A 23,980-nucleotide genomic window follows, 5' to 3' on the forward strand; every position below is an offset into this window, starting at 1 on the left:
AGCTTTTTTTCGATAGGAGGCTAATATACGCCCCATCGAAGCTTTTAACCCTCAGTAAAAACTCAGTTAAGGAGTTCAGAGATGTCCCTCATCAATACCCAAGTGCAACCGTTCAAGGTCAACGCTTTCCATGCTGGCGAGTTCGTCGAGCTGACCGAGGAAAGCCTGAAGGGCAAGTGGTCCGTGCTGATCTTCATGCCGGCTGCTTTCACCTTCAACTGCCCGACCGAAATCGAAGACGCCGCCAACAACTACGCCGAGTTCCAGAAGGCTGGTGCCGAGGTCTACATCGTGACCACCGACACCCACTTCTCGCACAAGGTCTGGCACGAAACTTCCCCAGCCGTCGGCAAGGCTCAGTTCCCGCTGATCGGTGACCCGACTCACCAACTGACCAACGCGTTCGGCGTGCACATCGCTGAAGAAGGTCTGGCCCTGCGTGGCACCTTCGTGATCAACCCGGAAGGCGTGATCAAGACTCTGGAAATTCACTCCAACGAAATCGCTCGTGACGTTGGCGAGACCCTGCGCAAGCTGAAAGCTGCCCAGTACACCGCCGCTCACCCAGGCGAAGTTTGCCCGGCCAAGTGGAAAGAAGGCGAAGCCACTCTGGCTCCTTCGCTGGATCTGGTTGGCAAGATCTAATATCTGCCAATGCCCTTCCCGGCCTTTCAGCCGGGGAGGCACGATTGTGCGCTGTTTGGGCTTTTACCAGCCCTTGTGGTGCCCGATGCCCGGGCGCGATCCGTCCGGGCATTTTATTGCCCGAATTTTATGTTTCTGAGGACTTTCCATCATGTTGGACGCCAATCTTAAAGCCCAGTTGAAGGCCTATCTGGAAAAGGTCACCCAGCCGTTCGAGATCGTCGCGTCCCTCGATGACAGCGCGAAATCCCAGGAACTGCTTGGCTTGCTGAACGACATTGTCAGCCTGACCGACAAGATCACTCTGAATACCGATGGTAGCGATGCCCGTCGTCCTTCGTTCGCTTTGAACCGTCCGGGAGAAAATACTGGCGTCGCCTTCGCCGGTATTCCCATGGGCCACGAGTTCACCTCGCTGGTGCTGGCGCTGCTGCAGGTAGGCGGCCACCCGTCCAAGCTCGACGCCGAGACCATCGAACAGATCAAGGGCATCGAAGGCAAGTTCGAGTTCGAGACCTATTTCTCGCTGAGCTGCCAGAACTGCCCGGATGTGGTGCAGGCATTGAACCTGATGGCGGTGCTCAACCCCAACATCCGCAACGTCTCCATCGACGGCGCGCTGTTCCAGGAAGAAGTCGAGCGTCGCCAGATCATGGCCGTGCCGAGCATCTATCTGAACGGTGAAGTGTTCGCCTCTGGTCGCATGGACGTGAAGCAGATCCTCGCCAAGATCGATACCGGCGCCTCCAGTCGCGATGCCGAGAAAATGACCGCCAAGGAAGCCTTCGACGTGCTCGTGGTCGGCGGTGGCCCGGCTGGCGCCTCGGCGGCCATCTATGCCGCCCGTAAAGGCATCCGCACCGCGATTGCCGCCGAGCGTTTCGGCGGTCAGGTGCTCGATACCATGGCTATCGAAAACTTCATTTCGGTGAAGGAAACCGAAGGCCCGAAACTAGTGCGCGCTCTGGAAGAACACGTCAAGGAATACGAAGTCGACGTGATGAATTTGCAGCTTGCCTCTGCCCTGGTTCCGGCCAGCAGCGAAGGCGGTCTGCATGAAGTGAAGTTCGAGAACGGCGCTTCGCTCAAGGCCAAAACAGTGATTCTCTCCACCGGCGCGCGCTGGCGTGAGATGGGTGTACCCGGTGAGCAGGAGTACAAGGCCAAGGGCGTGTGCTTCTGCCCGCACTGCGACGGCCCGCTGTTCAAGGGTAAGCGCGTGGCGGTGATTGGCGGCGGTAACTCCGGTGTCGAGGCTGCCATCGACCTGGCGGGTATCGTCGCCCACGTGACTCTGCTGGAGTTCGCCGATACCTTGCGAGCTGACGCCGTGCTGCAGAAGAAACTCTACAGCCTGCCGAACGTCACGGTGATCAAGAGTGCGCAGACCACCGAGGTCAAAGGCGATGGGCAGAAGGTCAATGGCCTGGTCTACAAGGATCGCACCACTGAGGAGCTGCACACCGTCGAGCTGGAAGGCATCTTCGTGCAGATCGGTCTACTGCCTAATAGCGACTGGCTCAAGGGAACTCTGGAGCTCAATCGGTTCGGCGAGATCATCGTCGATGCCAAGGGAGCGACCAACATTCCAGGTGTGTTCGCCGCCGGTGACGTGACCACCGTGCCGTACAAGCAAATCGTTATCGCCGTCGGCGAAGGTGCTAAGGCTTCGCTGTCCGCTTTCGACCACTTGATCCGCCATAGCTGATCAGTGTGCTAGAACGACAAAGGCCACCTTCGGGTGGCCTTTGTCGTTGGTGTATCTGTGGGAGGTGCTTTCGGCTCGGGCATCCTGCTTCCATGCAGTCGTAGCGGCGACAGCTTCGCGGCTGAAGCCGCTCCTACGGGCACGTGATCATTCAGCGTTTCAGACCGCCCAGGGTCAGCGGCATTTGGCGGTTCACATCCTTATACAGCAGGTAGCGGAAGCGACCTGGGCCGCCGGCGTAGCAGGCCTGCGGGCAGAAGGCGCGCAGCCACATGAAGTCCCCGGCTTCCACCTCGACCCAGTCCTGATTCAGGCGATACACCGCCTTGCCTTCTAGCACGTACAGGCCGTGTTCCATGACGTGGGTTTCGGCGAAGGGGATCACGCCGCCCGGCTCGAAGTTGACGATGTTGACGTGCATGTCATGGCGCATGTCGCTGATGTCGACGAAGCGTGTGGTGCTCCAGCGGCCTTCGGTGCCCGGCATGACGATGGGCTCGATGTCCTGCTCATGGGTGACGAAGGCTTCCGGATAGGGCACGCCGTCAACGGCCTGGTAGGCCTTGCGCAGCCAGTGGAAGCGCACCGCTTCGCTGCTCTTGTTGCGCAGCGACCAGTCGCTCTGCGGCGGGATGAAGGCATAGCTGCCTGGGCGCAGGGCGTGCTGCGTGCCGTTCAGGGTCAGCTCGCAAGTGCCTTCGACGACGAAGATCACGCCTTCGGCGCTCGGATCCAGCTCCGGCTTGTCGCTGCCGCCGTTGGGGGCGACTTCGACGATGTATTGCGAGAAGGTTTCGGCGAAGCCGGTCAGCGGGCGGGCGATGACCCACATACGCATGTTGTCCCAGAACGGCAGGTGGCTGGTGACGATGTCACGCATCACGCCTTTGGGAATCACGGCATAGGCCTCGGTGAACATGGCGCGGTCGGTCAGCAATTGCTCCTGACCAGGGTGGCCGCCATGCGGGGCGTAGTAGTAGGGTGTTTTACTCATCGAGAAAGCCTCGGCGATGGTGAAGCGTCGGGCGATCGCCCGGCGTGGAAAAGACGTGCAGGCACTATAAGCAAGCGGCCGCTGGATTCTGAAATTAAATAGTAGAATGCCTACCAGTGGCTTTCATGATGGGGTGGTGCCGTGCTCGATCCGGTTCTTCTGCGCAGTTTTCTCGCCGTGGTGCAGACCGGCGGCTTTACCCGTGCTGCTGCCAGCCTGCACCTGACCCAGTCCACCGTCAGCCAGCAGATTCGTCGCTTGGAAGAGCAGTTGGGTGTGCAATTGCTTGATCGTAGCGGGCGCTACGTGGTTACCACCACCGAGGGCGAGCGCTTGCTCGGCTATGCCCAGCGCATCGTCGCGCTAATGGATGAGGCGCAGTTGGCGCTGGGACGCAGTGCCGAGGACGGCGAAATTCGCCTCGGTGTGCCGGATGACTTCGCTGCTAACAGCCTGACCCCGTATCTGGCGGATTTTGCCGACAGGCACCGAGGTATCCGTCTGGAAATCACCAGCGGCCTGAGCCATGACGTGTGGCGCGCCTTCAACGCAGGAGAACTGGATCTGGCGCTGATCAAGCAGCGCGCAGGCAGTGCCAAGGGGGTGGCCAGTTGGGCTGAGCCGCTGGCATGGCTGGATAGTCGTGCCAGGCCGGTGCGCGCGCGTGAGCCAATACCGTTGGCGGTATTTCCGCCCAATGGCTTGTATCGTCTGGAGATGACCCATGCGTTGGATACCATGGGTAAGGCCTGGCGTATCGCCTACGTCAGCAGCAGCTTGCCGGGCGTCAGCGCGGCTGCCGAGGGCGGCCTGGGTTTAACACTCTTGCCGCGGCGGCTGATTACTTCTGAGCACTGCGAACTGACCGAGGCTGAAGGTTTTCCGCCAGTGGCGGCGGTAGAGGTCGCCCTGCATGCCCGAGCGCAGTTGCCGGGGCATGCAAGGGAGCTAGCTGCTGCGCTGATTCAGGCCTGCGAAGGCATCATGCAGCGCGGTTAGCGCAACTGGCTCAACTGGCCAGCGTCAGCGGCTGGCTCTCTTGTGGCAGCGCCACGCCTGCGAGGAAGTCCTCGCCCCAGCGGCGGATGTCGTTGTAGCTGACAATATCGAACAGCTCGCGCAGGCGTGCCTGGGCTTCGCTCTTGGGCAGGTTCAGTGCCAGATAGCAGGTGTGCACCAAGTCAGCCGGGTCATGCGGATTGGTCAGCAGCGCGCCTTTGAGTTCGGCGGCTGCGCCGGCAAATTCTGATAGCACCAGCACGCCGCGCCCGCCAAGCAGCCCTTGAGCGGCGACGAACTCTTTGGCCACCAAGTTGAGGCCGTCACGCAGCGGGGTGATCCACATGACATCGGCCATGGCGTACCAGGCGCTGACTTCCTCGAAGGGCAGGCTGCGGAAGAAGAATTGCAAAGGCGTCCAGCCGATGCGGGCGAAGCGTCCGTTGATGCGCCCGACGGCTTGTTCAATCTGCGTCTGCAGCTCGTCGTAAATGGTCATCTCACGCGCGGCCGGCACGCAGACGGTGACCAGGGTGACTTTGCCGAGTAACTCGGGGTTGTCGGCGAGCAGACGCTCATAGGCGTTGAGTTTTTCCAGAATGCCTTTGGTGTAGTCGAGGCGCTCCACCGAGAGAATCAGCTTCACGCCTTTCATCTCTTCGCGCAGTTGCGCCATCAGTTCCTTGATCTTCGGGGCTTCCAGCGCGCTGCGCACGCGGTCGATGTCCAGCCCGACCGGGTGCGCGCCAAGCTTGACTTGGCGGGTGCCGGTATCCAGCGCGGTGGTCATGCGCTCCAGACCCACCGCACAGCCGTAGGTGATAAAGCGAGGGGCGCAGCTCTGTCGCTCCGGCGTCTTGAGCGGGAACACGCCGCGAGCGACGTCGACGAAATTCTCCACTTGGCGCGGGATATGGAAACCGATGTAGTCGCACTGCAGCAGGCTGCCGACGATCTGCCGCCGCCACGGCAACACGTTGAACACATCTGCCGAGGGGAAGTAGGTGTGGTGGAAGAAGGCGATACGCAGATCCGGGCGCAGCTCGCGCAGATAGGCCGGCACCATCCACAGGTTGTAGTCGTGCAGCCAGACGATGGCGCCCTCGGCGGCCTCCAGCGCGGTGCGTTCGGCGAAGGCGCGGTTGACCTTGCAGAACACCTGCCAGTCGTCCTCGTTGAAGGTGGCGCGTTCCCAGAAGGTGTGCAGCGTGGGCCAGAAGGCTTCCTTGGAGAAGCGCTTGTAGAACACGTCCACTTCATCCTTGCTCAGTTTGACCCGCGCGGCGGTGAGCTTGGGGTAGCGCTCGGCATCCACTGTTGTGTGGCTGTCGAAAGGCTCGTCGCCGTCTTCGTGCACGGCCCAGGCGACCCAGGAGCCAGGGCGGCCATCGCCAAAGAAGCTCAGCAGAGTGGGGATGATGCCGTTGGGCGAGGTGGGGCGGCGACGCTGCAGTTTGCCTGCATCATTGCGGTATTCCTCGTATGGCAGGCGATGATAGACCATCACCAGTTCGGCCTTACCCGGTTGCGCGGCTTGGCGGCGCTCGGCAGCGATGCCGTGCTTACCCAGAAAACCGAAATGGGCGAAGGCTTCGAGAATGCCGCCGCAGCCCGGACGATTGGCGTGCAGGGTGCGCGAGTGACTGCGCGTGGCTTCCAGCAGAGCACTCTCCGATTGACCGACGCACACACCATGGAAGCTGGCGCTGAGCATCGACAGGTCATTGAGCGTATCGCCAGCGGCCAGTACCTGATCGTGGCTCAGCTCCAGCCAGTCGGCCAGGGCTTGCAGGCTGCTGCCCTTGTTCACGCCTTTGGGCAGGAAGTCCAGGTACAGCCCGGCTGAGTACAGCAGGTCACAGCCCAGCTCATCGGCGATTTCGCGCAGTGCCGGATTGGCCGCTTGCTCGGGCGTGCAGAAGTAGGAACAGCGGCGCGCCTGCGGTACGTCCTGGCGCTCCAGGCCGAACGGCTCGATAGCACTGGCCACCTGGCTTTCGCCGGGCCAGCGGGCATCGACCATGCTTTGCAGGGACTGGATGGGTTGCAGGCTGTCGCCATGCACCAAGGTCGCGCCAACGTCGGCGATGATGTAGTCCGGTTGCGGCAGCGTCGGGTCGGCCAGCAGTGGCAGCACGGCTTCCAGGCTGCGCCCGGTGACGTAGGCCAGTTTGATCTCAGGGTGAGCGGCGATGGTTTGATAGAGGCTCAGGCGATCTTCGGGGTCGCCAGCGAGAAAGGTTCCATCCAGATCGGTAGCTAATAGCATCGTTGTTTCTCCAGAAGTGACCGGTTCGGCTCGGCGCAGATGCGAGCGGCCGACAGGCCAGGGTTCTGGCTGCTTGGGGAAGGCTCGAGGCCTTGCCGAAACAGCCGGGTTACGTCTTCAGGACGCAGGGTTCGGGGCATCCTCCAGTGGCTCGTGAGGTGCATCGGGCATCAGCTCCAGCACTGTGGGGCTGGTGCGCAGCATGGGCACGAAGTGCGCGGCGTCGCCGCTGACCAGATCGCTGACATGGCGCAGCCGATAGACGGCATAAGCGGCCAGCAGGCCCAGCGTACTAGCGAAATACAGCGGCAATGCCGCTGCGCCGAGTTGTTCCATCAGCACACCGGCCAGCAACGGTCCGCAGACCGAGCCGATGCCATTGACCATCAGCAGGCTGGCGGAGCCGGAAAGGATTTCGTCACTGTGTAACTGGTCGATCAGTTGTGCTACGGCGATGGGGTAGATGGCAAAGGCCAGACCACCCCAGATGAAGATGGCGCCGAGCAGCAGCGGGCCTGCTGGCAGCAGACTCATGATCAGTGCCAGGACCACTGCCAGCACCACAACCCAGAGCAGCACCTGGCGCCGATCGTGACGATCGGAATAGATGCCGATTGGCCATTGCAGCAGCGCTCCGCCCAGAATGGTGGCGGTCATCAACAAGCCGACGCCCGATGTGTCGAAGCCCGACAAGCTGGCATACACCGGCGCCATGCCCCAGAAGGCGCCGAGCGCCAGGCCGGACAAGCCCGCCGCGACTATTGCCAGTGGGGCGATGCCCCACAGTTGGCGCAGGTTGTTTGGCGGCGTTTCCGGCAGGCCAGGTTGTGCCTGGCGGGTCAGGGTAATGGGCATCAGCGCCGCACTGATAAGGATGGCGGCAACGGCGAACAGAGTGAATTGCACCGGATCAGCCAGGTGCAGTAACTGTTGAGCCAGTGCCAGTGCGCCGAGGTTGACCGCCATATAGATAGCGAACACCTGGCCGCGTTTTTCATTCGCGGCCTGGGCGTTGAGCCAGCTCTCGATGACCATATACAGGGTCACCAACGCGAGCCCATAGAGCACGCGCAGCAGCAGCCAGACCCACGGATTGATCAGCAGCAGATGGAGCAGGGCGGCAATGGCGGCCAGCGCTGCGCAGCAGGCGAACGCACGAATGTGCCCGATGCGCCGAACCAGCGGAGTTGCCAGCCAAGTGCCGAGAAGGAACCCGACGAAGTACCCGGACATGATCAGACCGAGCATCGTTGTGGAGTAGCCTTCGGCAACACCACGCAGGGTTAGTAGAGTATTGAGCAGACCATTGCCGAGCAGGAGCAGAGCCACGCCGCTCAGCAGTGAGCTGATGGGGGCAATGAGAGACCGCATGCAAACTACCCTAGGGAACTATGCCGATGATGGCAAGCATGAAACAGGCCATAGCATGCAGGTCGGTTGCTTTAAGTCATTGATATTAAAGTATAAAAAATACTGACGAACGGTCGTGTTGGTTTTGCGGGCGTTATGGCTGCCCCATGCTTGAGCGCCCAGGCACCTTTTTTGCTCTCTCGATGTTTGCCTGTCGAGTGCTGTTTATGCGGGTAACTGCATGTTGGCGGTAGGCATTCTGGCGGTTTGCGACGCTGTATTGATGGCTGCTTTGGGGCTGCCGCGCAGTGCTGAACACCTGCGGTTGGAGGGGCACTGCGCCTTATGTTGGGGATTGACCAGCGCGCCGCAGGGTTGCCTCGGCGAGTTGCCTGTTCAACGTCCGTGCGGCTGGCATTATCGGCAGTGCTGCGGCGCGTAGGCGCTTTTGCATGGCGGCATTTAGCCGAACATGTTGGCCACGTTAGTTGCGCATGCCGCCAAATTGAGCGCAGCCACGCATGACTTTGCCATCGAGACGCAACTCAGCGGTGAGATGGCTGATTGCGCCACTCATGTCGTCAACGCAGCGTTGTGGTGCGACCCACAGCTCAAGGCGCTGGCCGTTGGCCTCGCTGCTGAAACTGATGCGCTCGTCCGGCAATTGCTCTTCCAGGTAAGGCAGTGCCAGGGGCTCGTGATCGGGGCGGTTGAGCACCAAGCCCTTGCTGCCGACCTCTACCTGCCAGAACGGTTCGTTGCCGCTGGCGCGTAAGGTCATGCGCTTGAAGTTGAGGTCTTGGCATCCCTGGCCTTCGCGTTGCAGGTGATACAGGCGGCTGACCTCGAAACGGCCATCGCTGCCTTGGCCTTGGCTGCCGCCTAGTTGTCCGGCGACGTCGGCGAACAAGTTGGTGTGCCCGCCTGCCAGCAAACTTATGGCCTCGCGCTCGATTGCGCCGCCGCCGTCGTCGATCAGGATAAAGCGGCGCTGCTCTTGGCAGGGAGTGAACAGCAGAGCGCCGTTCTGCACTTGCACTTCGCCTTGCAAGCGTGTGGCCGGAGGCGGGCCTTCGGGCTTGCCGCTGTAAACCTGGCAGGCGGTGACGAGCGGGAGCAGGGCGAGGGTAGCGAACAGGCTGCGGGTGATGGACATGAGGGCCTCCGAAGGAAGCCGCCACCATAGCCACAGCGCGTTCGCGGCTCAAGCCGTTTGCTTTGACGAGGCGCGCAGGCTGCGGCCTAATGCGCCGTTTTCCAGTTTTCGGTTGACCAATCATGTCCAGCTCCGCCATGCGCCCCAGCACCCTCCACCTGCCTCAGGGGGAGTGGGCCACGGTGCTCGACTGTCTATGTGATCACTTTCCGGCAATCGACCGTGCCACCTGGCTGGAGCGCATGGCTCGCGGGCGGGTACAGGATGCCGAGGGTGTGCCCATCGCAGCTACGCATCCTTACCGTGTAGGGCTCAAAGTGCGTTACTTCCGCGAGGTGCAGCAAGAAACGCCGATTCCCTTCGAGGAGCAGGTGTTATGGCAGGACGAGCATTTGTTGGTGGTCGACAAACCGCACTTCCTGCCGGTGATGCCGGCTGGCGAATACGTCGAGCAGACCTTATTGGCGCGCTTGGTCAGGCGAACCGGCAACCCGGATCTGGTGCCGATCCATCGTATCGACCGGCTGACCGCTGGTCTGGTGTTGTTCTCGGTTCAGCCAAGTACACGCGGTGCATACCAGGCGCTGTTCCGCCAGCGTGAGGTGCACAAACGCTACGAGGCCATCGCTCTGGCCTTGCGGCAGCTCGAATTTCCCTACGTGCACCGTTCGCGCATGGTCGAGGGCGAGCCCTTTTTCCGTATGCAGGAGGTGGCGGGGGAGGCCAATAGCGAGACCCATATAGAGGTGCTGGAGCGCCGTGGCGAGCTATGGCGCTATGGCTTGTCGCCGGTCACCGGGCGCAAGCACCAACTGCGCGTGCATCTGGCTGGCCTGGGCGCGCCGATCCAGGGTGACGACTTCTACCCGCAACTCAGCAGCGCGCGCCAGCAGCGTGATGACTACAGCAAACCGCTCAAACTGCTGGCGCGTGGCTTGCGTTTCATCGACCCGCTCAGCGCCCAGGAGCGCGAGTTCGAGAGCCGATTGCAACTGCTCTGGTAGGTGCTCGCCGCCAAGGCTGTGATGACATGGCGAGCCCGCATTGGTTCGCCCATGCACGTACGTCGCCTGGCAGTACCATTGTGCAGGCATAGCGCATACACTTCATTTGACGAATAAATCCAGTCATTTGACTGAGGTGATTATGAGCGCTCCAACCGTTATCAGTCGGCCTGGCAAAAAGAAAGACCCGCGCAGCGCTGTGACCGCCTTGTTCTGGGATTTCAGCGCACAGCGTGGCGCGCTTAACGAGTCAGAGCGGCTGCTGCAGATCAGGCAAGGCGTTCCGGCGAAGCTCTTCCAGGCTGTTCGAGTCACGTTCGATCTTCAGGAGCGCAGCGTGGCTGCATTGCTCAACGCTTCCATCTCTACGCTCGAACGACGCGTGCGTGAGAGTAAGCCGCTGGACGTTGTGGCATCTGAGCGGCTGGATCGTATCGCGGATGTTTCTCAACTGGCAGAAGAAGTATTCGAGGATCGCGAAGCCGCGGCGAGCTGGATGTCGAGGCCGAACAAGGCGCTCGGCGGTGCTGCGCCGATCATGCTGTGCGAAACGGAAATTGGTGCCAAGCAGGTGCGTCGTGTGCTTCACGCGCTGGAGTGGGGCGGCGCGGCCTGATGTTGGCTTGGAGAATCGCCAAGGCTAAGCGCGCGACCGATCTTTCCGGGCGTGGTGCGGCGATAGAAGGCGGACGCTGGAACGATCAGGATGTCCCGGCGGTTTACATGGGGCTGACCCCGGCAATTTGCTGCCTGGAGACCTTCGTGCACGCCGATGGTGAGCCGACCTTTCCACTGACGATCACCTGTTTTGAATTGCCTGATGATCACGACCTGTATCTAAAGGTCGATGCAACGAAGCTTGCGCAAGGCTGGTCGAGTCTGCCTCCTGACCGTCCTAGCATGGAGTACGGCACGCAGTGGCTTAAGGCGAAAACTCATCTGGGCCTGATAGTGCCTTCGGCAGTCCTTGCGCTGGAGCGCAACTTGTTGGTGAATCCGAGTCACCCGGCGATAGAGCGGATAAAAGTGGTGGAGGTGTACGACTTCATCTACGACCCGCGCATGTTCAAGTCGTAATTTTCGACATACTGCTACGCCAACATCGGGCTGGCTATGGCGCACGTGGCTGTCGTCAGACGGTGTTGCGCGTGTGGCTTTATGGCGCGCATTTGCAGTCAAATGCCTGTGCGGGCAAAAACTGACCCCCGCGAGGACCATGGACGATGACCCAACAATCGCAGTTCGCCCTGCTCGGCAAGAAGCGTTTTCTGCCATTTTTCGTGACGCAATTGCTTGGCGCTTTTAACGACAACATCTTCAAGCAGTCGCTGATTCTCGCCATTCTGTTCAAGCTCAACACCGACGCTGATCGTGATTTTCTGGTCAATCTCTGCGCATTGCTGTTCATCCTGCCGTTCTTCCTGTTCTCCGCACTGGGCGGTCAGTTCGGCGAAAAGTTTGCCAAGGATGCGTTGATTCGCCGGATCAAACTGGCGGAAATCTTCATCATGCTCGCTGGAGCTGCTGGTGTGCTGCTCAACAGCCTGGAGTTGATGCTGGTGGTGTTGTTCGCCATGGGCACGCAGTCGGCTTTGTTCGGTCCGGTCAAGTATTCGATTCTGCCGCAGCACCTGCAGGCAGAGGAGTTGGTCGGCGGCAATGCGCTGGTGGAGATGGGCACTTTTCTGGCCATTCTCGCCGGCACCATCGGCGCCGGCATCATGATGGCCAGCAGCGCTTATGCCTCAATCGTGGCGGCTTCTGTGGTGGGGGTGGCGGTGCTGGGGTATCTCGCCAGCCGCAGTATTCCCTCGGCTACAGCGGCGATGCCTGCCTTGAAGCTGGACTGGAACATCCTGCGCCAATCCTGGTTGACCATGAAGCTGGGCCTGGGGCAGCACAAAGCGGTATCGCGTTCGCTGGTAGGCAACTCCTGGTTTTGGTTTCTCGGGGCGATCTACCTGACGCAGATTCCGGCCTATTCCAAGGAATGGTTGCACGGTGATGAGAGCGTAGTGACGCTGATTCTTACCGTGTTCTCGTTAGGCATCGGCCTGGGCTCGATGCTCTGTGAGCGTATGAGCGGGCACAAGGTGGAGATCGGCCTGGTGCCTTTCGGCTCGATTGGCCTGACCGTCTTCGGCATTCTGCTGTGGTGGGGTTCCGGCGGTATTCCCGAGGCTGCTGTGCCCTATAGCTGGCTCGATTTGCTCGGTTATGGCCATGCCTGGTGGATCTTTGGCTGCATTCTGGGGATTGGCCTGTTCGGCGGTTTTTATATCGTGCCGCTGTACGCGCTGATTCAGTCGCGCACCGCCGAGCATGAACGGGCGCGGGTCATCGCCGCCAATAACATCCTCAATGCATTGTTCATGGTGGTCTCGGCCATCGTTGCGATTCTCTTCCTTAGCGTTGCCGGGCTGAGCATCCCGCAGTTGTTCCTGGTGGCCTCGCTGATGAACGTGGCAGTCAACAGCTACATCTTCAAGATCGTCCCCGAATTCAGCATGCGCTTTCTCATCTGGCTGCTGGGACATTCGCTGTACCGCGTCGAGCACAAGGGGCTGGATGCTATCCCCGAGCAGGGGGCGGCTGTGCTGGTGTGCAACCATGTGTCGTTCGTCGATGCATTGCTGATCGGCGGGGCGATTCGCCGACCGGTGCGCTTCGTCATGTATTACAAGATTTACGATCTGCCGGTACTCAACTTCGTCTTTCGTACCGCCGGGACCGTGCCGATTGCTGGGCGTAACGAGGATCTGCTGATCTACGATGCGGCGTTCAAGAAGATTGCTGAATACCTGCGCAATGGCGAGCTGGTATGCATCTTCCCCGAGGGTAAGCTGACCCGTGATGGTGACATTGACGAGTTCAAGTCCGGGGTGGAGCGCATCCTTGAAGAGAACCCGGTGCCAGTTATCCCGCTGGCGCTGCAAGGCTTGTGGGGCAGTTTCTTCAGTTACGCCCCGAACAAGGGGTTATTCAAGCGCTTCTGGTCGCGGGTGACGTTGGTGGCGGGTGAGCCCATGGCACCCGAGCAGGCCGGGCGTGAGGCGTTGCAGGCGCGTGTAGCGGCGTTACGGGGCGAGCGCCTGTAGGGTAAAGCTGGGCGGCTTTGGTTTGCTGCGCACGCCATCCTCTGCATTGATGCAGGTATAAGCCAGGCCTCTCTGAGACCTGGCACGTTCATGTGGCGCAGCATGCCGATATCTCGATTGCAGCGCATTTCTCGACTACAGGCCGAAGGCGGCCGATTGATCAGGCGCGCAATGCTCTGGTGTTACGCCTGTTTTTGCCGTCGCATTTATATGAATGGCAATCGTTTGATCCAGGTCAGCGCCATAAAATGGCTGGTGGTTATTCTCGTTCGCATGCAAGCCCTTGAATGCGAGAGGAAAACATGTCCAGCCTGTCTGTTTTTAAGAATGAAAAGAGTCACTTGTATTTGCCGTTTATGAGTGACTTTTACAATGGCTTCGCTCAGCCATTTGGCTGGGCACTATTTCGCATCATTATTGGCGGCATGCTTGTTGTCGAAGGTTGGCCAAAAATAGTCGCTCCACTCGCTCAGGTCGGCTTTGTGGAAAACTTGGGTTTTTATCCCGGCTGGCTTTGGTCGCCTATGCTGGCTGGCATGCAGTTTTTTGGTGGCGTGTGTATTGCGATAGGTTTGCTGACTCGTCCAATCGCTTTAGCCAATGCAGTCATGCTGGCTATCACCGTATGGTTCCATGTAGCCCATCCTTATGGCGACGCATTATTAACCCAAGCCGGCATAGACGCTCTCAAGTCTGGTAGTGAGTATTTCACTCCAGATGGCATAAAGCGCTTGGCGGATGGCGGTAGTGCTTTTCTGGCTGCGGTACAACTAAAAGCTGAACTGGCTTCTATCTTTTGGGCAGCAGGGGCTCTGTTGGTTGCCGCGTTTGGTGGCGGTTATTTTTCGCTAGATCGTATGTTCAGGAAGCAGTTCTAAGGGGCTTCAGTAAACGACGCTGGCCGCGTGGCGCAGGTAGGTGACATGACCTGCGGCAGTAACAGCCGAAGGGCGAGGGGTATGAGTTAGCGCGCTTGGGCTGCAGTCCGCTGAACACGGGGGCCTACCTGTGTTCAGCGGATGTGCGCGCCAGGCTCAGGCTTCGTTTTTCGCGCTATCGCGCCCCATGCGTCGATAGACAGTTGCCAGCAGTGGGCCGGAAAGGTTGTGCCAAACGCTGAACAGCGCACTCGGTACTGCCGCCAGCGGGCTGAAGTGGGCGCTTGCCAACGCTGCGCCGAGGCCAGAGTTCTGCATGCCGACTTCGATGGAGAGCGTCTTGCGCTGGGCCAGGGGCATGCCGAACAGGCGCCCGGCCAGGTAACCCAGAGTCAGGCCGATAGCGTTGTGCAGCACGACCACGGCCATGATCAACAGGCCAGACTCGGCGATCTTGGCCTGGCTGGCCGCGACCACGGCGGCGACGATGGCGACGATGCTCACCACCGAAATCAGTGGCAGTACATCCACCGCCGTTTTCACCCGCTCACCAAGCAGGCGCTGTGCGACCAGGCCGAGCACGATGGGCAGCAGCACCATCTTCAGGATCGAGATGAACATGGCGCTGAACGACACCGGCAGCCATTCCGAGGCCAGCAACCAGATCAGCGCGGGTGTCATCAGTGGTGCGAGTAGGGTGGTTACCGAGGTGATCGCTACCGACAGGGCCAAATCGCCGCGTGCGAACCAGGTGATGACGTTTGATGCGGTGCCACCGGGGCAGCAGCCAACCAGTATCACACCTACTGCGACTTCTGGCGGTAGGCTGAAGGCCTGGCACAGTAGCCAGGCGGCGCAGGGCATGATGATGAACTGCGCCAGTACGCCGATCAGTACCGCAATCGGGCGGCGCACCACGTCGCGAAAGTCTTCGGCTTTCAGCGTCAGGCCCATGCCGAACATGATCAGGCCGAGTAGCGGCACGATCCAGGCCGTTAGAGGTAGAAACCAGGCCGGTTGCATGAAGGCCAGGATGGCGAACAGCAAGACCCACAGGGCGAAGGTATTGCCGACGAAGCGGCTGAAGGCGATCAGGGCACGCATGGAGGTATGTCCGGGGCAGTCTTGGAAAGGGTGGCAAGCCTAGCAAATCGGGCCGCGTTAGGGCGCGGCAGGCAAGATAAAGCGATTAAGGTTGTTGTGTTTTTGGTCGATTTATTGCCTGCATGAGAATTGTTGCGGCATGTGAGCGAATGAAGGCGTGTTACCTGAAGATGCATTCGCTCATGGCGAGATACCTGTCTTGCTCGCCGTTTACTGTTACGTGCTGCCGACTCTGACGCGTGCGTTGGCTTTGGTTGCAGATGCAGGCATTGATGATATGGCGCACCTGGGTTGTCAGACATCTAGTTGAATGGATGACTTTATTATGGCGCCGTGATATCGTCGCCGGTCTCGTCATTTGGTTCAGAGTGCCGAGCAGTCCCGAGCTGGTAACAAGAACAATTCTCCAGCGGTTGCGTAAACCATGATCCCCGGATGGAGAATTACATGAGCAAATGGCTCGGCAATCTTAGTGTTACCTTCAAGCTAGCTTTAGGTTTTGGTTTTGTCCTGCTGCTGACTTTGGTGCTGGCCGCCGCCGGCTGGAATGGTATTGGCCGTCTGATCGAGCGCAATGAGCGGCTTGTCGAAGTCAGTGAGGTTAACGATATGCTCGATAACCTGCGTGTCAGCCGTCTGCACTACGTTGCCAGTAATGGTGACGAAGCCTCGGGTAAGCACATGCAGGAATTACTGGAGCAATATCGGCAGGCGCAGAAAAGCAGCAGCGAGAACTTCGCCAGCCCGATCAATACCGAGCTACTTGAGCAGCAGAGCGTGCAGATCGAGCTCTACCAGGGCTCGCTCACTACGATGCAGGCCGCTTACCGCCAAGCCAATGCCGCGCGTGGCGACATGGGGCGCCTGGCCCGTGATGCTTTCGCCCAGTTAGAGCAGGTCGAGGCGTTGGTACTGCGTATTCCTGAATATGACCCGCAGCGGCTGCCCAGCTATCGCGCCATGCGCGATGCCAAAGAGGGGCTGCAGTTGATGCGCTATGAGGTGCGCGGTTACACAGCCAATGTCAATGCTGATACCGAAGCGGCAATGACGCGGCAACTGCAGCGTACTCGCGAGACTCTCGATGAGCTCGATAGCATCCTTGGCGCGCAGGCTGGCGAGCAGGTCAAGACCATCCTGACTGCCTTCGAGGGCTGCCGTACTGCAGTGCAGGCTTTCCAGCAGGCCAATACTGCCATTATCAAGGCACGAGAGGGGTTGGATATTCAGGGCAGCGAGATCATTCGCCTGAGTAATGCGCTGATTGAGAACATCGTCAAGCAAAGTCATTCGGCAGGCTCGACGGCGAAAAGTGTGCAGCTAGTTGCCACTTTACTGGCCTTGGTGGTCGGCGTGCTCTCGGCTGTGGTCATCACACGTCAGATCACTGGGCCGTTGGCCACAACCTTGGCAACCGTGGAGCGTATTGCTGGGGGCGATTTGACGACCATCCCGCAGACCACTCGACGTGATGAAATCGGTGCACTGCAGCAAGGTGTGCAGCGTATGGGTAACGCTTTGCGCGAGTTGATCGGCGGTATTCGCGACGGCGTCAGCCAGATTGCCAGCGCTGCTGAGCAATTGTCGGCGGTGACCGAGCAGACCAGTGCCGGGGTTAACAGCCAGAAGCTCGAAACCGATCAGGTGGCAACCGCGATGCAGGAGATGGCGGCCACTGTTCACGAGGTCGCCCATAATGCCGAGCAAGCTTCGCATGCTGCCAGTGATGCCGATGCTGAGGCGCGTCAAGGAAGCGCGGTGGTAGTCGAGGCTGTTGGCCAGATCGAATCCTTGGCCGGTGAGATGGTGCGCTCCACCGAGGCCATGGACTTGCTGCAACGTGAAAGCGAGAAGATCGGCAGCGTGATGGATGTGATCAAGGCGGTGGCTGATCAAACCAACCTGCTGGCGCTCAATGCTGCCATCGAGGCGGCGCGGGCGGGTGAGGCCGGGCGCGGTTTTGCCGTGGTGGCTGACGAAGTGCGTAACCTGGCGCGGCGTACTCAGCAGTCCACCGAGGAAATCGAAACCCTGATCGGTGCCCTACAGCGTGGCACGCAGCAGGTGGCTAATGTGCTGCAGGAAAGCCGCAGTCTGACCGAGGGCAGTGTTGGTCTGGCGCGCAAGGCGGGTGAGGCACTGGTGGTGATCAACCAGAAGGTCTCCAACATCCAGTCGATGAACCAGCAGATCGCCGCCGCGGCCGAGCAGCAAGGCGCCGTAGCGGAGGAAATCGGTCGCAGTGTGGTCAGCGTGCGCGATGTCGCTGAACAGACCGCCGAGGCCAGCGAAGAAACTGCCGCCAGTTCGGTGGAGCTGGCGCGCCTGGGGGGGCATCTGCAGTCATTGGTCAATCGTTTCCGCGTCTGACCCGTTCGCCCAGGTGTGGCCAGTGCCACACCTGGGCACCGCTAAAGCCATCAGCAACCTTATTTTCTGACCGGGTCGACAAATGGCTGTGCCTCGTATGGCAAGGCTTGCGTCATCAAGTGTCCTGCTGGTTTCAAGGACGAACAACTCTCCAGCGTCCCTCATCCCTTCGTGGAGGTTGTTCATGCATTCGTGGTTCGCCAACCTTAGCGTTACCCGCAAGTTGGCCTTAGGTTTTGGACTGGTTTTGGCTTTGACTTTGGCACTTGCCTGGGTTGCCTGGAGCAGTCTCGGCAGCGTCATTACCCGCAGTACCTGGATGAGCGAAATCGCTCAGCTCAACAATACCCTCACCACCCTGCGCGTCGCGCGCCTGCAGTTCATGCTGGCCAACGGCGATGCCCCCAGCACCGAGCGCCTGCTTGGGAGCCTGGATGTTTACCTGAAACAGCAGAAGAAGTTGTTGGACACTTTTGTTAATCCGGTCAACGTCAAGTTGCTGCGTGAGCAGGACGGCTATAACCAGGCCTATCGGCAGTCCTTAGAGGGGATGCGTATGGCCTACAGCTCTGCTGAGCGGGCTCGCAGTCGCGTTGCCGGTGCAGCGCAGCAACTCGATCAAGTGCTGACCAAGATGCTGCGCGGCGTGCAGTTTTTGCCCGAGTACGATGGTCGTCGCTTCACTCAGTTGCAGGTGTTGAGCCAGGCGCAGGGCGCGCTGCTCAGCGTGCGTTACCTGCTTGAGCGTTATGACAACAACCCGGATAGCAATAACGAGCAGACACTGGTGGCCGGTCTGGCTACGGCGCGTGACTCGTTGGCACCGCTGCGTGAGGCTTTTGATGCCTCGCGTGGCAATGATGTTGCGCAGATCGAGGTGCTGCTCGGCAGCTATAGCGAAGCCCTGCAGGCACTCAAGCAGGCCACTCAGGACATTGCCCTTACGCGCCAGGAAATGACCGATCAGCAGCGCGAGATCGTGCGTATCAGTGATGCCTTGTATGCGTTCCAGACCGAGCGTATGGCCGTCGAAAGCAGTCAGGCGCGCACCTGGCAGATTATCGCCGTGCTCCTGGCGGTGCTGTTCGGTGTGTTGGCGGCGTGGTTGATCACCCGGCAGATCACTCAGCCTTTGCAGGATACTCTCGGCGCCGTGCGGCGTATCACCGATGGCGACCTGACCGATACGGCACAAGTAAATCGCCGCGACGAGTTAGGCCTGCTGCAGCAGGGCATCGCCCAGATGGCCAGTACCCTGCGCGAGCTAATTGGCGGCATTCGCGATGGCGTGGCGCAGATCGCCAGCGCTGCCGAGCAATTGTCGGCTGTTACCGAGCAGACCAGTGCTGGTGCCAACCACCAGCGTCAGGAAACCGATCAGGTGGCCACCGCCATGCATGAAATGTCGGCTACCGTGCAGGAGGTGGCGCAGAACGCCGAACAGGCCGCGCATGCCGCCACCGCTGCTGACGGCGAGGCACGCCAGGGCAACCAGGTGGTGAATCAGGTGGTTGCGCAGATCGAGCGTCTGGCCAATGAAGTGGCGCGTTCTTCCGAGGCCATGACCGGCCTGCAGAAGGAGAGCGACAAGATCGGCAGCGTGATGGACGTGATCAAGTCGGTGGCCGAGCAGACTAATCTGCTGGCGCTCAATGCCGCCATCGAAGCGGCGCGTGCCGGTGAGGCCGGCCGTGGTTTTGCCGTGGTGGCGGACGAGGTACGCGGCCTGGCGCAGCGTACGCAGAAATCCACCGAGGAAATCGAAGCACTGATCGCCGGCCTGCAGAGCGGCACGCAACAGGTTGCCGCAACTATGCGCGCCAGCCGCGACATCACCGACAGCAGCGTGGAGCTGAGTCGTCAGGCCGGTAGCTCGCTGGCCAGCATCACCCAGGCTGTGTCCAACATCCAGTCGATGAACCAGCAGATCGCTGCCGCTGCCGAGGAGCAGAGCGCGGTGGCCGAAGAGATCAGCCGCAGCGTGATCAGCGTGCGCGATATCTCCGAGCAGACCGCCGGTGCCAGCGAGGAAACCGCCGCCTCCAGCGCCGAGTTGGCGCGCCTCGGTGGGCACCTGCAGGCGTTGGTCAGTCGTTTCCGTCTGTAAGCAGAGTGGCGGGTTTCACCCGCCCTACATCTGATCGCGGCGATTCACCGCCAGCTCAGAACCGGCCAGCCGGCCTGCTCGGCGTGAGCGCGCAGCACCGGGTCGGGGTTGACCGTGAACGGCTTCTCCACCAATTGCAGCAGCGGCAGGTCGTTGCGCGAGTCGGAGTAGAAGCTGGCTCCAGCCAGGCTTTCGCCCTGCTCGGCGAGCCAGGCGTTCAGGCGTGTCACCTTACCTTCGCGGTAGGTCAACACGCCCTCGGTACGCCCGGTGTAAAAACCGTGCTGCTGCTCCAGATCGATGGCCAGTACCTCGTCGATGCCGAAGCGTTCAGCGATGGCGCTGACCAGAAAATGCGCCGAGGCGGAAATCACCAGCAGGCGGTCGCTGGCCTGACGGTGCGCGGCCAGGCAGTGGCTGGCGTCGGTGTAGAAGATCGGCTCGATCACATCCTCGACGAAGGGCTCGACCACATGGGCGACCTCTTCGGGTGTTCGGCCAACCAGCGGCGACAGGGTGAAGGCCATGTAGTCCTCCATGGCCAGGGTGCCGGCGGCGTACTGGCGCATCAGCTCCTGCTCGCGGGCGAGGAAGGACTCACCATCGGCCCAGCCGATCTTCACCATTTCCGCCGTCCACAGGCTGGCGCAGTCGCCATGGATCAGGGTTTCGTCGAGATCGAAGATCGCCAGGGCCATCACGCCACCTCCCGGATCGCGCTTGCGTCGATCTGCAGGTTGATCATCTGGCCGTTGGGGTAGAGGTCGGATGCCGAGCGGTTGAGCACGTCGACCAGCAACTGGCAGCCTTGGGCCTCGACGCGGTAGCGGATGACGTTGCCCAGCAGGCTGTGGCTGAGGATCTGCGCGGTAATACCGCTCGTGGTGAAGGCAATGGCTTCCGGGCGGATGGCCACGCGTGAGGCCACCGGCTGGCCGAGCAGGCGGCTGGCGGCGTCGGCGTCGAGCAGGTTGTAGTTGCCGATGAAGCCGGCAGCGAAGGCATCCACCGGGGCGGTGTAGAGGGTTTCGGCGTCGCCGCTCTGGACGATCTGGCCGGCATTCATCAGGAAGATACGGTCGCTCATGGTCAGCGCCTCTTCCTGATCGTGGGTGACGAAGATGGTAGTCAGGTTCAGCTCCTGCTGGATGGCGCGGATCTGTTCGCGCAGGTGCTTGCGGATGCGTGCATCGAGGGCCGACAGCGGCTCGTCGAGCAGCAGCAGGCGCGGACGGGTGACCAGCGAGCGGGCCAGGGCCACGCGCTGGCACTGGCCGCCGGAGAGCTGGTGCGGGTAGCGCGCGGCGAAGTCGCCCAGCTCGACCATCTCCAGCGCTTCCTGCACACGCTTTTCGCTCTCGGCCTTGGCCACCTTTTGCATGCGCAGACCAAAGGCGACGTTCTGCGCCACGCTCATGTTGGGGAACAGCGCATAGCTCTGGAACACCATGCCGATGCCGCGCTTTTGTGGCGTCAGCGGCACCAGATCCTGGCCGTCGAGGAGAATCTGGCCGCCGTCTACACCGGTCAGCCCGGCGATGCAGCGCAGCAGGGTGGACTTGCCGCAGCCGGAGGGGCCGAGCAGGGTGACGAACTCGCCTTGGCTGATTTCGCAGTTGATGTCGCTGAAGATACGGGTGTCGCCGTAGCTTTTATGCAGGTTCTGGATGCTCAGAAAACTCATGCCTTGTCCCTGTTCAAACGGTTGGCCGCCCAGGTGAACACCAGGACGAAGAAGAAGTAGGAAATCACCAGCGCACTGTTGAAGTGGCCGCTGCTGTTACGCATGTTGTTCAGGTACACCTGCAGCGTCTCGTAGCGGGTGCCGACCAGCATGTTGGCGAAGACGAACTCGCCGAACAGAAAACTGAACGACAAAAACAACGACACCATCAGGCCCTTGCGCAGGTTTGGCAGCACCACCAGGAAGGCCGCTTGCCAGGTGCTGGCGCCGAGCAAGTGGGCAGCATCCATCAGGTCGCGCAGGTTGATCGCCTGCAGGTTGTTGGCGATGGCGCGGTACATGAACGGCAGGGCGATGGTGAAGTAGCAGCCGAGCAGAATCCACGGCGTGCCGGTCATCGCCAGCGGGCCGGAACCATAGAGTTGCAGCAGGCCCACCGAAGACACCACCGGCGGCACGGCAAACGGTAACAGGATCAGCACGTTCATCAGCGTGTCGAGTTTGGGGAAGTGGTAATGCACCACGAACATCAGCGGCAGGATCAACACCACCGACAGCGCCAGGGCGCCGAAGCACACCAGCAGCGACTGGCCGAAGGCACGCAGGAAGCGCTCGTCACTCCACAGTGCGGCGTACCACTTGAGGGTCAGGCCGTCCGGCAGGATGGTCGCCGACCAACTGGTGGACAGCGAGTAGAGCAGGGTGCCGGCCAGGGGCAGCAGCAGGATGAGAAACAGCAGCCAGACCACGATGTGGTGGTAGAGGCTGGCGGTGGTGGTATCAGCGCGTGACATGCCGGCTCCTTTTCAGCAGCAGTTGGTGGACGACGGTGATCAGCACCATCAGCCCGACCAGGATCATCGACAGGGCGCTGGCCAGGTTCGGGTCCAGCGAAATATCACCGGAAACCATCGCCGCGATGCGGATGGGCAGCACGTTGAAGTTGCCGGTGGTCAGGTAGTACACCGTGGCGTAGGCGCCCAGGGCGTTGGCCAGCAGGATGACGAAGGTGCCGAGCAGCGCAGGCGTCAGCACCGGCAGGCCGATGTGTCGCCAGAAGTCCCAGGTGCCTGCGCCGAGCAGTGCGGCGGACTCGCGCCAGTCCTGACGCAGGGCGTCGAACGCCGGGTAGAGCAGCAGCACGCCGAGGGGAATCTGGAAGTAGGTGTAGAGCACGATCAGGCCGTTTTTCGAGTAGAGGTTGAAGCTCTCGATCAGGCCGAGTTGGATCAGCAGCAGGGTTAGCGCGCCGTTGAAGCCGAGCTGGATGATGAAGGCGAAGGCCAGCGGCACCCCGGAAAAGTTGCTGGTCATGTTGGAGAAGGCGATGACGAAATCGCGCAGCTTCGAATCCACCTGGCGCAGCGAGTAGCTACCGAGGATGGCGATGGCCATGCCGAACAGGCTCGACCAGAAGGCGATCTCCAGGCTGTGCTTGATTGCCTGCAGGTAAAACTTGGAGGCGAAGATCTTCTCGAAATTACCCAGGCCCCAGCCTGTGGGGCTGTTCAGGCTGTTGATCGCCACCCATACCAGCGGCGCCACCTGGAATACGAGAAAGAACGCAGCGAAGGGCAGCACGCATAGCAGCGGCAACCAGCGCCGCACAGAGGAGGGTGCGCTCATTTCAGCAACTCCGCGCAGTAGGGTTTGTCGTGGGGCACGCCGAGCAACTGGCAGATGCTGCCGCACAGTTCGAGCTGGCGTGGGCGCGCACTGGCATCGAGGCTGAAGGCATCGCCGATGACGAACAGTGGCACCTGGCGCTCTTCCGGCAGCAGGCCGTTGTGCGAACGGTCGACGTTCATGCCGTGGTCGGCAGTGACTAGCACCTGATAGCCGGCATCGACCCAGTTCTGCAGGTGGTCGGCCAGTAACACGTCAGCCGTGCGCGCGGCGTTGCGGTATTGGGCGCTGTCCAGGCCGTGCTTGTGGCCGGCGTCGTCGATATTCATAGGGTGCACCAGCAGCAGGTCGGGCGCGTGCTGCAGGCGCAAGCTTTCGGCGTCGACGAACAGGTGCGAGTCCGGGTAATGGTCGGCGTAATAGAAGTGGCCGTACTGGATCGGCTGCGACTCATCACAGGTGTGGCGGTCGCGCACAGCAACGAAGGGCGAGCGGTTGTACAGCTCGCTGACCCAGTGATAGGCCGCTGCCGCAGTGTTCAGCCCGGCGTCGCGGGCGTAGTGAAAAATGCTGCGCTCGCGCGACAGGCGTGAGACGTCGTTATGCACGATGCCACTGTCGATGGGGCGCACGCCCGTGAGGATGGCCTCGTAGAGCGGGCGCGACAGCGCCGGCAGTTCGCAGTCGAGGCGGTAAAAAGCCGCGCGCCCGGCGTCGCACCAGGCGTGCAGATGGCCCATGGCGTGTTGCGCGACCGAGTGGCTAAGGCCGTCGAGCACGACGAGGATGACCTTGGAAGGCATGGGATGTCCTAAAAATCGTAGGGCGGATCGCGCTTCATCGATCCGCCGCATGGGCAAGCGCCGAAATGACAAGGTGGACGGATGAAGCGTCAGCTACGCGCCCCGGTCCACCCTACGCGCTCCTACGGCTTGTGGGAGGGGCTTTAGCCGCGACTGTCGCCGCTGAAGCGCCTCCCACCGAGCGT

20 protein-coding genes and 2 pseudogenes are annotated in these 23,980 nt (G+C 60.9%); 12 read left to right on the forward strand and 10 right to left on the reverse strand.

All coding sequences use genetic code 11. From position 1 onward, the window contains the following. Positions 1-81: 81 nt before the first annotated feature. Both ahpC and ahpF read left to right on the forward strand, forming a co-directional pair. Entirely contained in the window at positions 82-645 is a 564-nt protein-coding gene (gene ahpC / locus AERO9A_RS14390) for an alkyl hydroperoxide reductase subunit C (protein WP_159972640.1), read from the forward strand. 151 nt (positions 646-796) lie between these two features. Next, on the forward strand, positions 797-2,353 hold the full coding sequence (gene ahpF, locus AERO9A_RS14395) for an alkyl hydroperoxide reductase subunit F (protein WP_159972641.1): 1,557 nt from the start codon (positions 797-799) through the stop codon (positions 2,351-2,353). A 151-nt stretch (positions 2,354-2,504) separates the two neighbouring features. Here the strand turns inward: ahpF and AERO9A_RS14400 are convergent, their stop codons facing one another. Further along, positions 2,505-3,347 carry a bifunctional allantoicase/(S)-ureidoglycine aminohydrolase gene (locus AERO9A_RS14400; RefSeq protein WP_159972642.1) on the reverse strand — a complete coding sequence of 281 codons (843 nt, stop codon included), beginning with the start codon at positions 3,345-3,347 and terminating at the stop codon, positions 2,505-2,507. A 141-nt stretch (positions 3,348-3,488) separates the two neighbouring features. On the opposite strand from AERO9A_RS14400, the gene AERO9A_RS14405 reads away from it, so the two are divergent. Further along, a complete protein-coding gene (locus AERO9A_RS14405; RefSeq protein WP_159972643.1) occupies positions 3,489-4,346 on the forward strand; it encodes a LysR substrate-binding domain-containing protein in 858 nt (285 codons plus the stop codon). A gap of 10 nt (positions 4,347-4,356) precedes the next feature. Here the strand turns inward: AERO9A_RS14405 and ggpS are convergent, their stop codons facing one another. The 3 genes from ggpS to AERO9A_RS14420 form a co-directional block, all read right to left on the reverse strand. Continuing rightward, positions 4,357-6,615 (reverse strand): glucosylglycerol-phosphate synthase, encoded by a 2,259-nt coding sequence (ggpS, locus tag AERO9A_RS14410; protein ID WP_159972644.1) that lies wholly within the window; start codon positions 6,613-6,615, stop codon positions 4,357-4,359. A 117-nt stretch (positions 6,616-6,732) separates the two neighbouring features. Next, the gene (locus AERO9A_RS14415) at positions 6,733-7,986 is read right to left on the reverse strand and encodes an MFS transporter (protein WP_159972645.1); all 1,254 of its coding nucleotides are present in this window, start codon (positions 7,984-7,986) and stop codon (positions 6,733-6,735) included. Between the two features lie 463 nt (positions 7,987-8,449). Then, positions 8,450-9,121, reverse strand: coding sequence for a COG3650 family protein (locus tag AERO9A_RS14420; RefSeq protein WP_159972646.1), 672 nt, complete (start codon positions 9,119-9,121; stop codon positions 8,450-8,452). Between the two features lie 122 nt (positions 9,122-9,243). Between AERO9A_RS14420 and AERO9A_RS14425 the strand changes: the two genes are divergently transcribed. The 5 genes from AERO9A_RS14425 to AERO9A_RS14445 all read left to right on the forward strand — a co-directional run bounded on the left by AERO9A_RS14425 (position 9,244) and on the right by AERO9A_RS14445 (position 14,101). Beyond that, a complete protein-coding gene (locus AERO9A_RS14425; RefSeq protein WP_159972647.1) occupies positions 9,244-10,125 on the forward strand; it encodes a pseudouridine synthase in 882 nt (293 codons plus the stop codon). A gap of 142 nt (positions 10,126-10,267) precedes the next feature. Further along, complete coding sequence (locus tag AERO9A_RS14430) at positions 10,268-10,741, forward strand: antitoxin Xre/MbcA/ParS toxin-binding domain-containing protein (RefSeq protein ID WP_159974056.1); 474 nt, start codon at positions 10,268-10,270, stop codon at positions 10,739-10,741. Beyond that, on the forward strand, positions 10,741-11,202 hold the full coding sequence (locus tag AERO9A_RS14435) for an RES family NAD+ phosphorylase (protein WP_159972648.1): 462 nt from the start codon (positions 10,741-10,743) through the stop codon (positions 11,200-11,202). Before AERO9A_RS14430 ends, AERO9A_RS14435 begins: the two co-directional genes overlap by 1 nt. Positions 11,203-11,348: 146 nt before the next feature. Then, positions 11,349-13,223, forward strand: a complete 1,875-nt coding sequence (locus AERO9A_RS14440; protein ID WP_159972649.1) for an MFS transporter — start codon at positions 11,349-11,351, stop codon at positions 13,221-13,223. 302 nt (positions 13,224-13,525) lie between these two features. Beyond that, positions 13,526-14,101 carry a DoxX family protein gene (locus tag AERO9A_RS14445; protein ID WP_159972650.1) on the forward strand — a complete coding sequence of 192 codons (576 nt, stop codon included), beginning with the start codon at positions 13,526-13,528 and terminating at the stop codon, positions 14,099-14,101. Between the two features lie 156 nt (positions 14,102-14,257). Here the strand turns inward: AERO9A_RS14445 and AERO9A_RS14450 are convergent, their stop codons facing one another. After that, positions 14,258-15,205, reverse strand: a complete 948-nt coding sequence (locus tag AERO9A_RS14450; protein WP_159972651.1) for a bile acid:sodium symporter family protein — start codon at positions 15,203-15,205, stop codon at positions 14,258-14,260. A gap of 447 nt (positions 15,206-15,652) precedes the next feature. Between AERO9A_RS14450 and AERO9A_RS22865 the strand changes: the two are divergent. From AERO9A_RS22865 to AERO9A_RS22880, 4 genes and pseudogenes are all read left to right on the forward strand, one after another. Continuing rightward, positions 15,653-16,672 (forward strand): annotated as a pseudogene (locus tag AERO9A_RS22865) (methyl-accepting chemotaxis protein); the annotation flags it as partial. Between the two features lie 198 nt (positions 16,673-16,870). Then, a complete protein-coding gene (locus tag AERO9A_RS22870) occupies positions 16,871-17,575 on the forward strand; it encodes a methyl-accepting chemotaxis protein (RefSeq protein WP_372239697.1) in 705 nt (234 codons plus the stop codon). A gap of 319 nt (positions 17,576-17,894) precedes the next feature. Beyond that, positions 17,895-18,779 (forward strand): annotated as a pseudogene (locus AERO9A_RS22875) (methyl-accepting chemotaxis protein); the annotation flags it as partial. Between the two features lie 198 nt (positions 18,780-18,977). Next, positions 18,978-19,682 carry a methyl-accepting chemotaxis protein gene (locus tag AERO9A_RS22880; RefSeq protein WP_372239698.1) on the forward strand — a complete coding sequence of 235 codons (705 nt, stop codon included), beginning with the start codon at positions 18,978-18,980 and terminating at the stop codon, positions 19,680-19,682. Positions 19,683-19,726: 44 nt separating this feature from the next. On the opposite strand, the gene AERO9A_RS14465 is transcribed toward AERO9A_RS22880, so the two are convergent. The 5 genes from AERO9A_RS14465 to AERO9A_RS14485 are packed head-to-tail and all read right to left on the reverse strand — an operon-like array spanning position 19,727 to position 23,795. Continuing rightward, on the reverse strand, positions 19,727-20,380 hold the full coding sequence (locus tag AERO9A_RS14465) for an HAD family phosphatase (protein ID WP_159972654.1): 654 nt from the start codon (positions 20,378-20,380) through the stop codon (positions 19,727-19,729). Further along, entirely contained in the window at positions 20,380-21,366 is a 987-nt protein-coding gene (locus tag AERO9A_RS14470; protein WP_159972655.1) for an ABC transporter ATP-binding protein, read from the reverse strand. The genes AERO9A_RS14465 and AERO9A_RS14470 overlap by 1 nt, the downstream gene beginning before the upstream one ends. Beyond that, the gene (locus tag AERO9A_RS14475) at positions 21,363-22,160 is read right to left on the reverse strand and encodes an ABC transporter permease (RefSeq protein ID WP_159972656.1); all 798 of its coding nucleotides are present in this window, start codon (positions 22,158-22,160) and stop codon (positions 21,363-21,365) included. The genes AERO9A_RS14470 and AERO9A_RS14475 overlap by 4 nt, the downstream gene beginning before the upstream one ends. Next, positions 22,147-22,992: an ABC transporter permease subunit gene (locus AERO9A_RS14480; protein ID WP_159972657.1), complete on the reverse strand. Its 846-nt coding sequence runs from the start codon at positions 22,990-22,992 to the stop codon at positions 22,147-22,149. The genes AERO9A_RS14475 and AERO9A_RS14480 overlap by 14 nt, the downstream gene beginning before the upstream one ends. Continuing rightward, positions 22,989-23,795: an alkaline phosphatase family protein gene (locus tag AERO9A_RS14485; RefSeq protein ID WP_159972658.1), complete on the reverse strand. Its 807-nt coding sequence runs from the start codon at positions 23,793-23,795 to the stop codon at positions 22,989-22,991. The genes AERO9A_RS14480 and AERO9A_RS14485 overlap by 4 nt, the downstream gene beginning before the upstream one ends. Positions 23,796-23,980 lie beyond the last annotated feature (185 nt).

Source organism: Pseudomonas sp. 8Z, assembly GCF_902506535.1.
Taxonomy (GTDB): Bacteria; Pseudomonadota; Gammaproteobacteria; order Pseudomonadales; family Pseudomonadaceae; genus Aquipseudomonas.

Coding starts and splice junctions, on each gene's coding strand:
- ahpC (WP_159972640.1), top strand. CDS start 82: ATGTCCCTCATCAATACCCAAGTGCAACCGTTCAAGGTCAACGCTTTC.
- ahpF (WP_159972641.1), top strand. CDS start 797: ATGTTGGACGCCAATCTTAAAGCCCAGTTGAAGGCCTATCTGGAAAAG.
- AERO9A_RS14400 (WP_159972642.1), bottom strand. CDS start 3,347: ATGAGTAAAACACCCTACTACTACGCCCCGCATGGCGGCCACCCTGGT.
- ggpS (WP_159972644.1), bottom strand. CDS start 6,615: ATGCTATTAGCTACCGATCTGGATGGAACCTTTCTCGCTGGCGACCCC.
- AERO9A_RS14415 (WP_159972645.1), bottom strand. CDS start 7,986: ATGCGGTCTCTCATTGCCCCCATCAGCTCACTGCTGAGCGGCGTGGCT.
- AERO9A_RS14420 (WP_159972646.1), bottom strand. CDS start 9,121: ATGTCCATCACCCGCAGCCTGTTCGCTACCCTCGCCCTGCTCCCGCTC.
- AERO9A_RS14425 (WP_159972647.1), top strand. CDS start 9,244: ATGTCCAGCTCCGCCATGCGCCCCAGCACCCTCCACCTGCCTCAGGGG.
- AERO9A_RS14430 (WP_159974056.1), top strand. CDS start 10,268: ATGAGCGCTCCAACCGTTATCAGTCGGCCTGGCAAAAAGAAAGACCCG.
- AERO9A_RS14435 (WP_159972648.1), top strand. CDS start 10,741: ATGTTGGCTTGGAGAATCGCCAAGGCTAAGCGCGCGACCGATCTTTCC.
- AERO9A_RS14440 (WP_159972649.1), top strand. CDS start 11,349: ATGACCCAACAATCGCAGTTCGCCCTGCTCGGCAAGAAGCGTTTTCTG.
- AERO9A_RS14445 (WP_159972650.1), top strand. CDS start 13,526: ATGTCCAGCCTGTCTGTTTTTAAGAATGAAAAGAGTCACTTGTATTTG.
- AERO9A_RS14450 (WP_159972651.1), bottom strand. CDS start 15,205: ATGCGTGCCCTGATCGCCTTCAGCCGCTTCGTCGGCAATACCTTCGCC.
- AERO9A_RS22870 (WP_372239697.1), top strand. CDS start 16,871: ATGGCGGCCACTGTTCACGAGGTCGCCCATAATGCCGAGCAAGCTTCG.
- AERO9A_RS22880 (WP_372239698.1), top strand. CDS start 18,978: ATGTCGGCTACCGTGCAGGAGGTGGCGCAGAACGCCGAACAGGCCGCG.
- AERO9A_RS14465 (WP_159972654.1), bottom strand. CDS start 20,380: ATGGCCCTGGCGATCTTCGATCTCGACGAAACCCTGATCCATGGCGAC.
- AERO9A_RS14470 (WP_159972655.1), bottom strand. CDS start 21,366: ATGAGTTTTCTGAGCATCCAGAACCTGCATAAAAGCTACGGCGACACC.
- AERO9A_RS14475 (WP_159972656.1), bottom strand. CDS start 22,160: ATGTCACGCGCTGATACCACCACCGCCAGCCTCTACCACCACATCGTG.
- AERO9A_RS14480 (WP_159972657.1), bottom strand. CDS start 22,992: ATGAGCGCACCCTCCTCTGTGCGGCGCTGGTTGCCGCTGCTATGCGTG.
- AERO9A_RS14485 (WP_159972658.1), bottom strand. CDS start 23,795: ATGCCTTCCAAGGTCATCCTCGTCGTGCTCGACGGCCTTAGCCACTCG.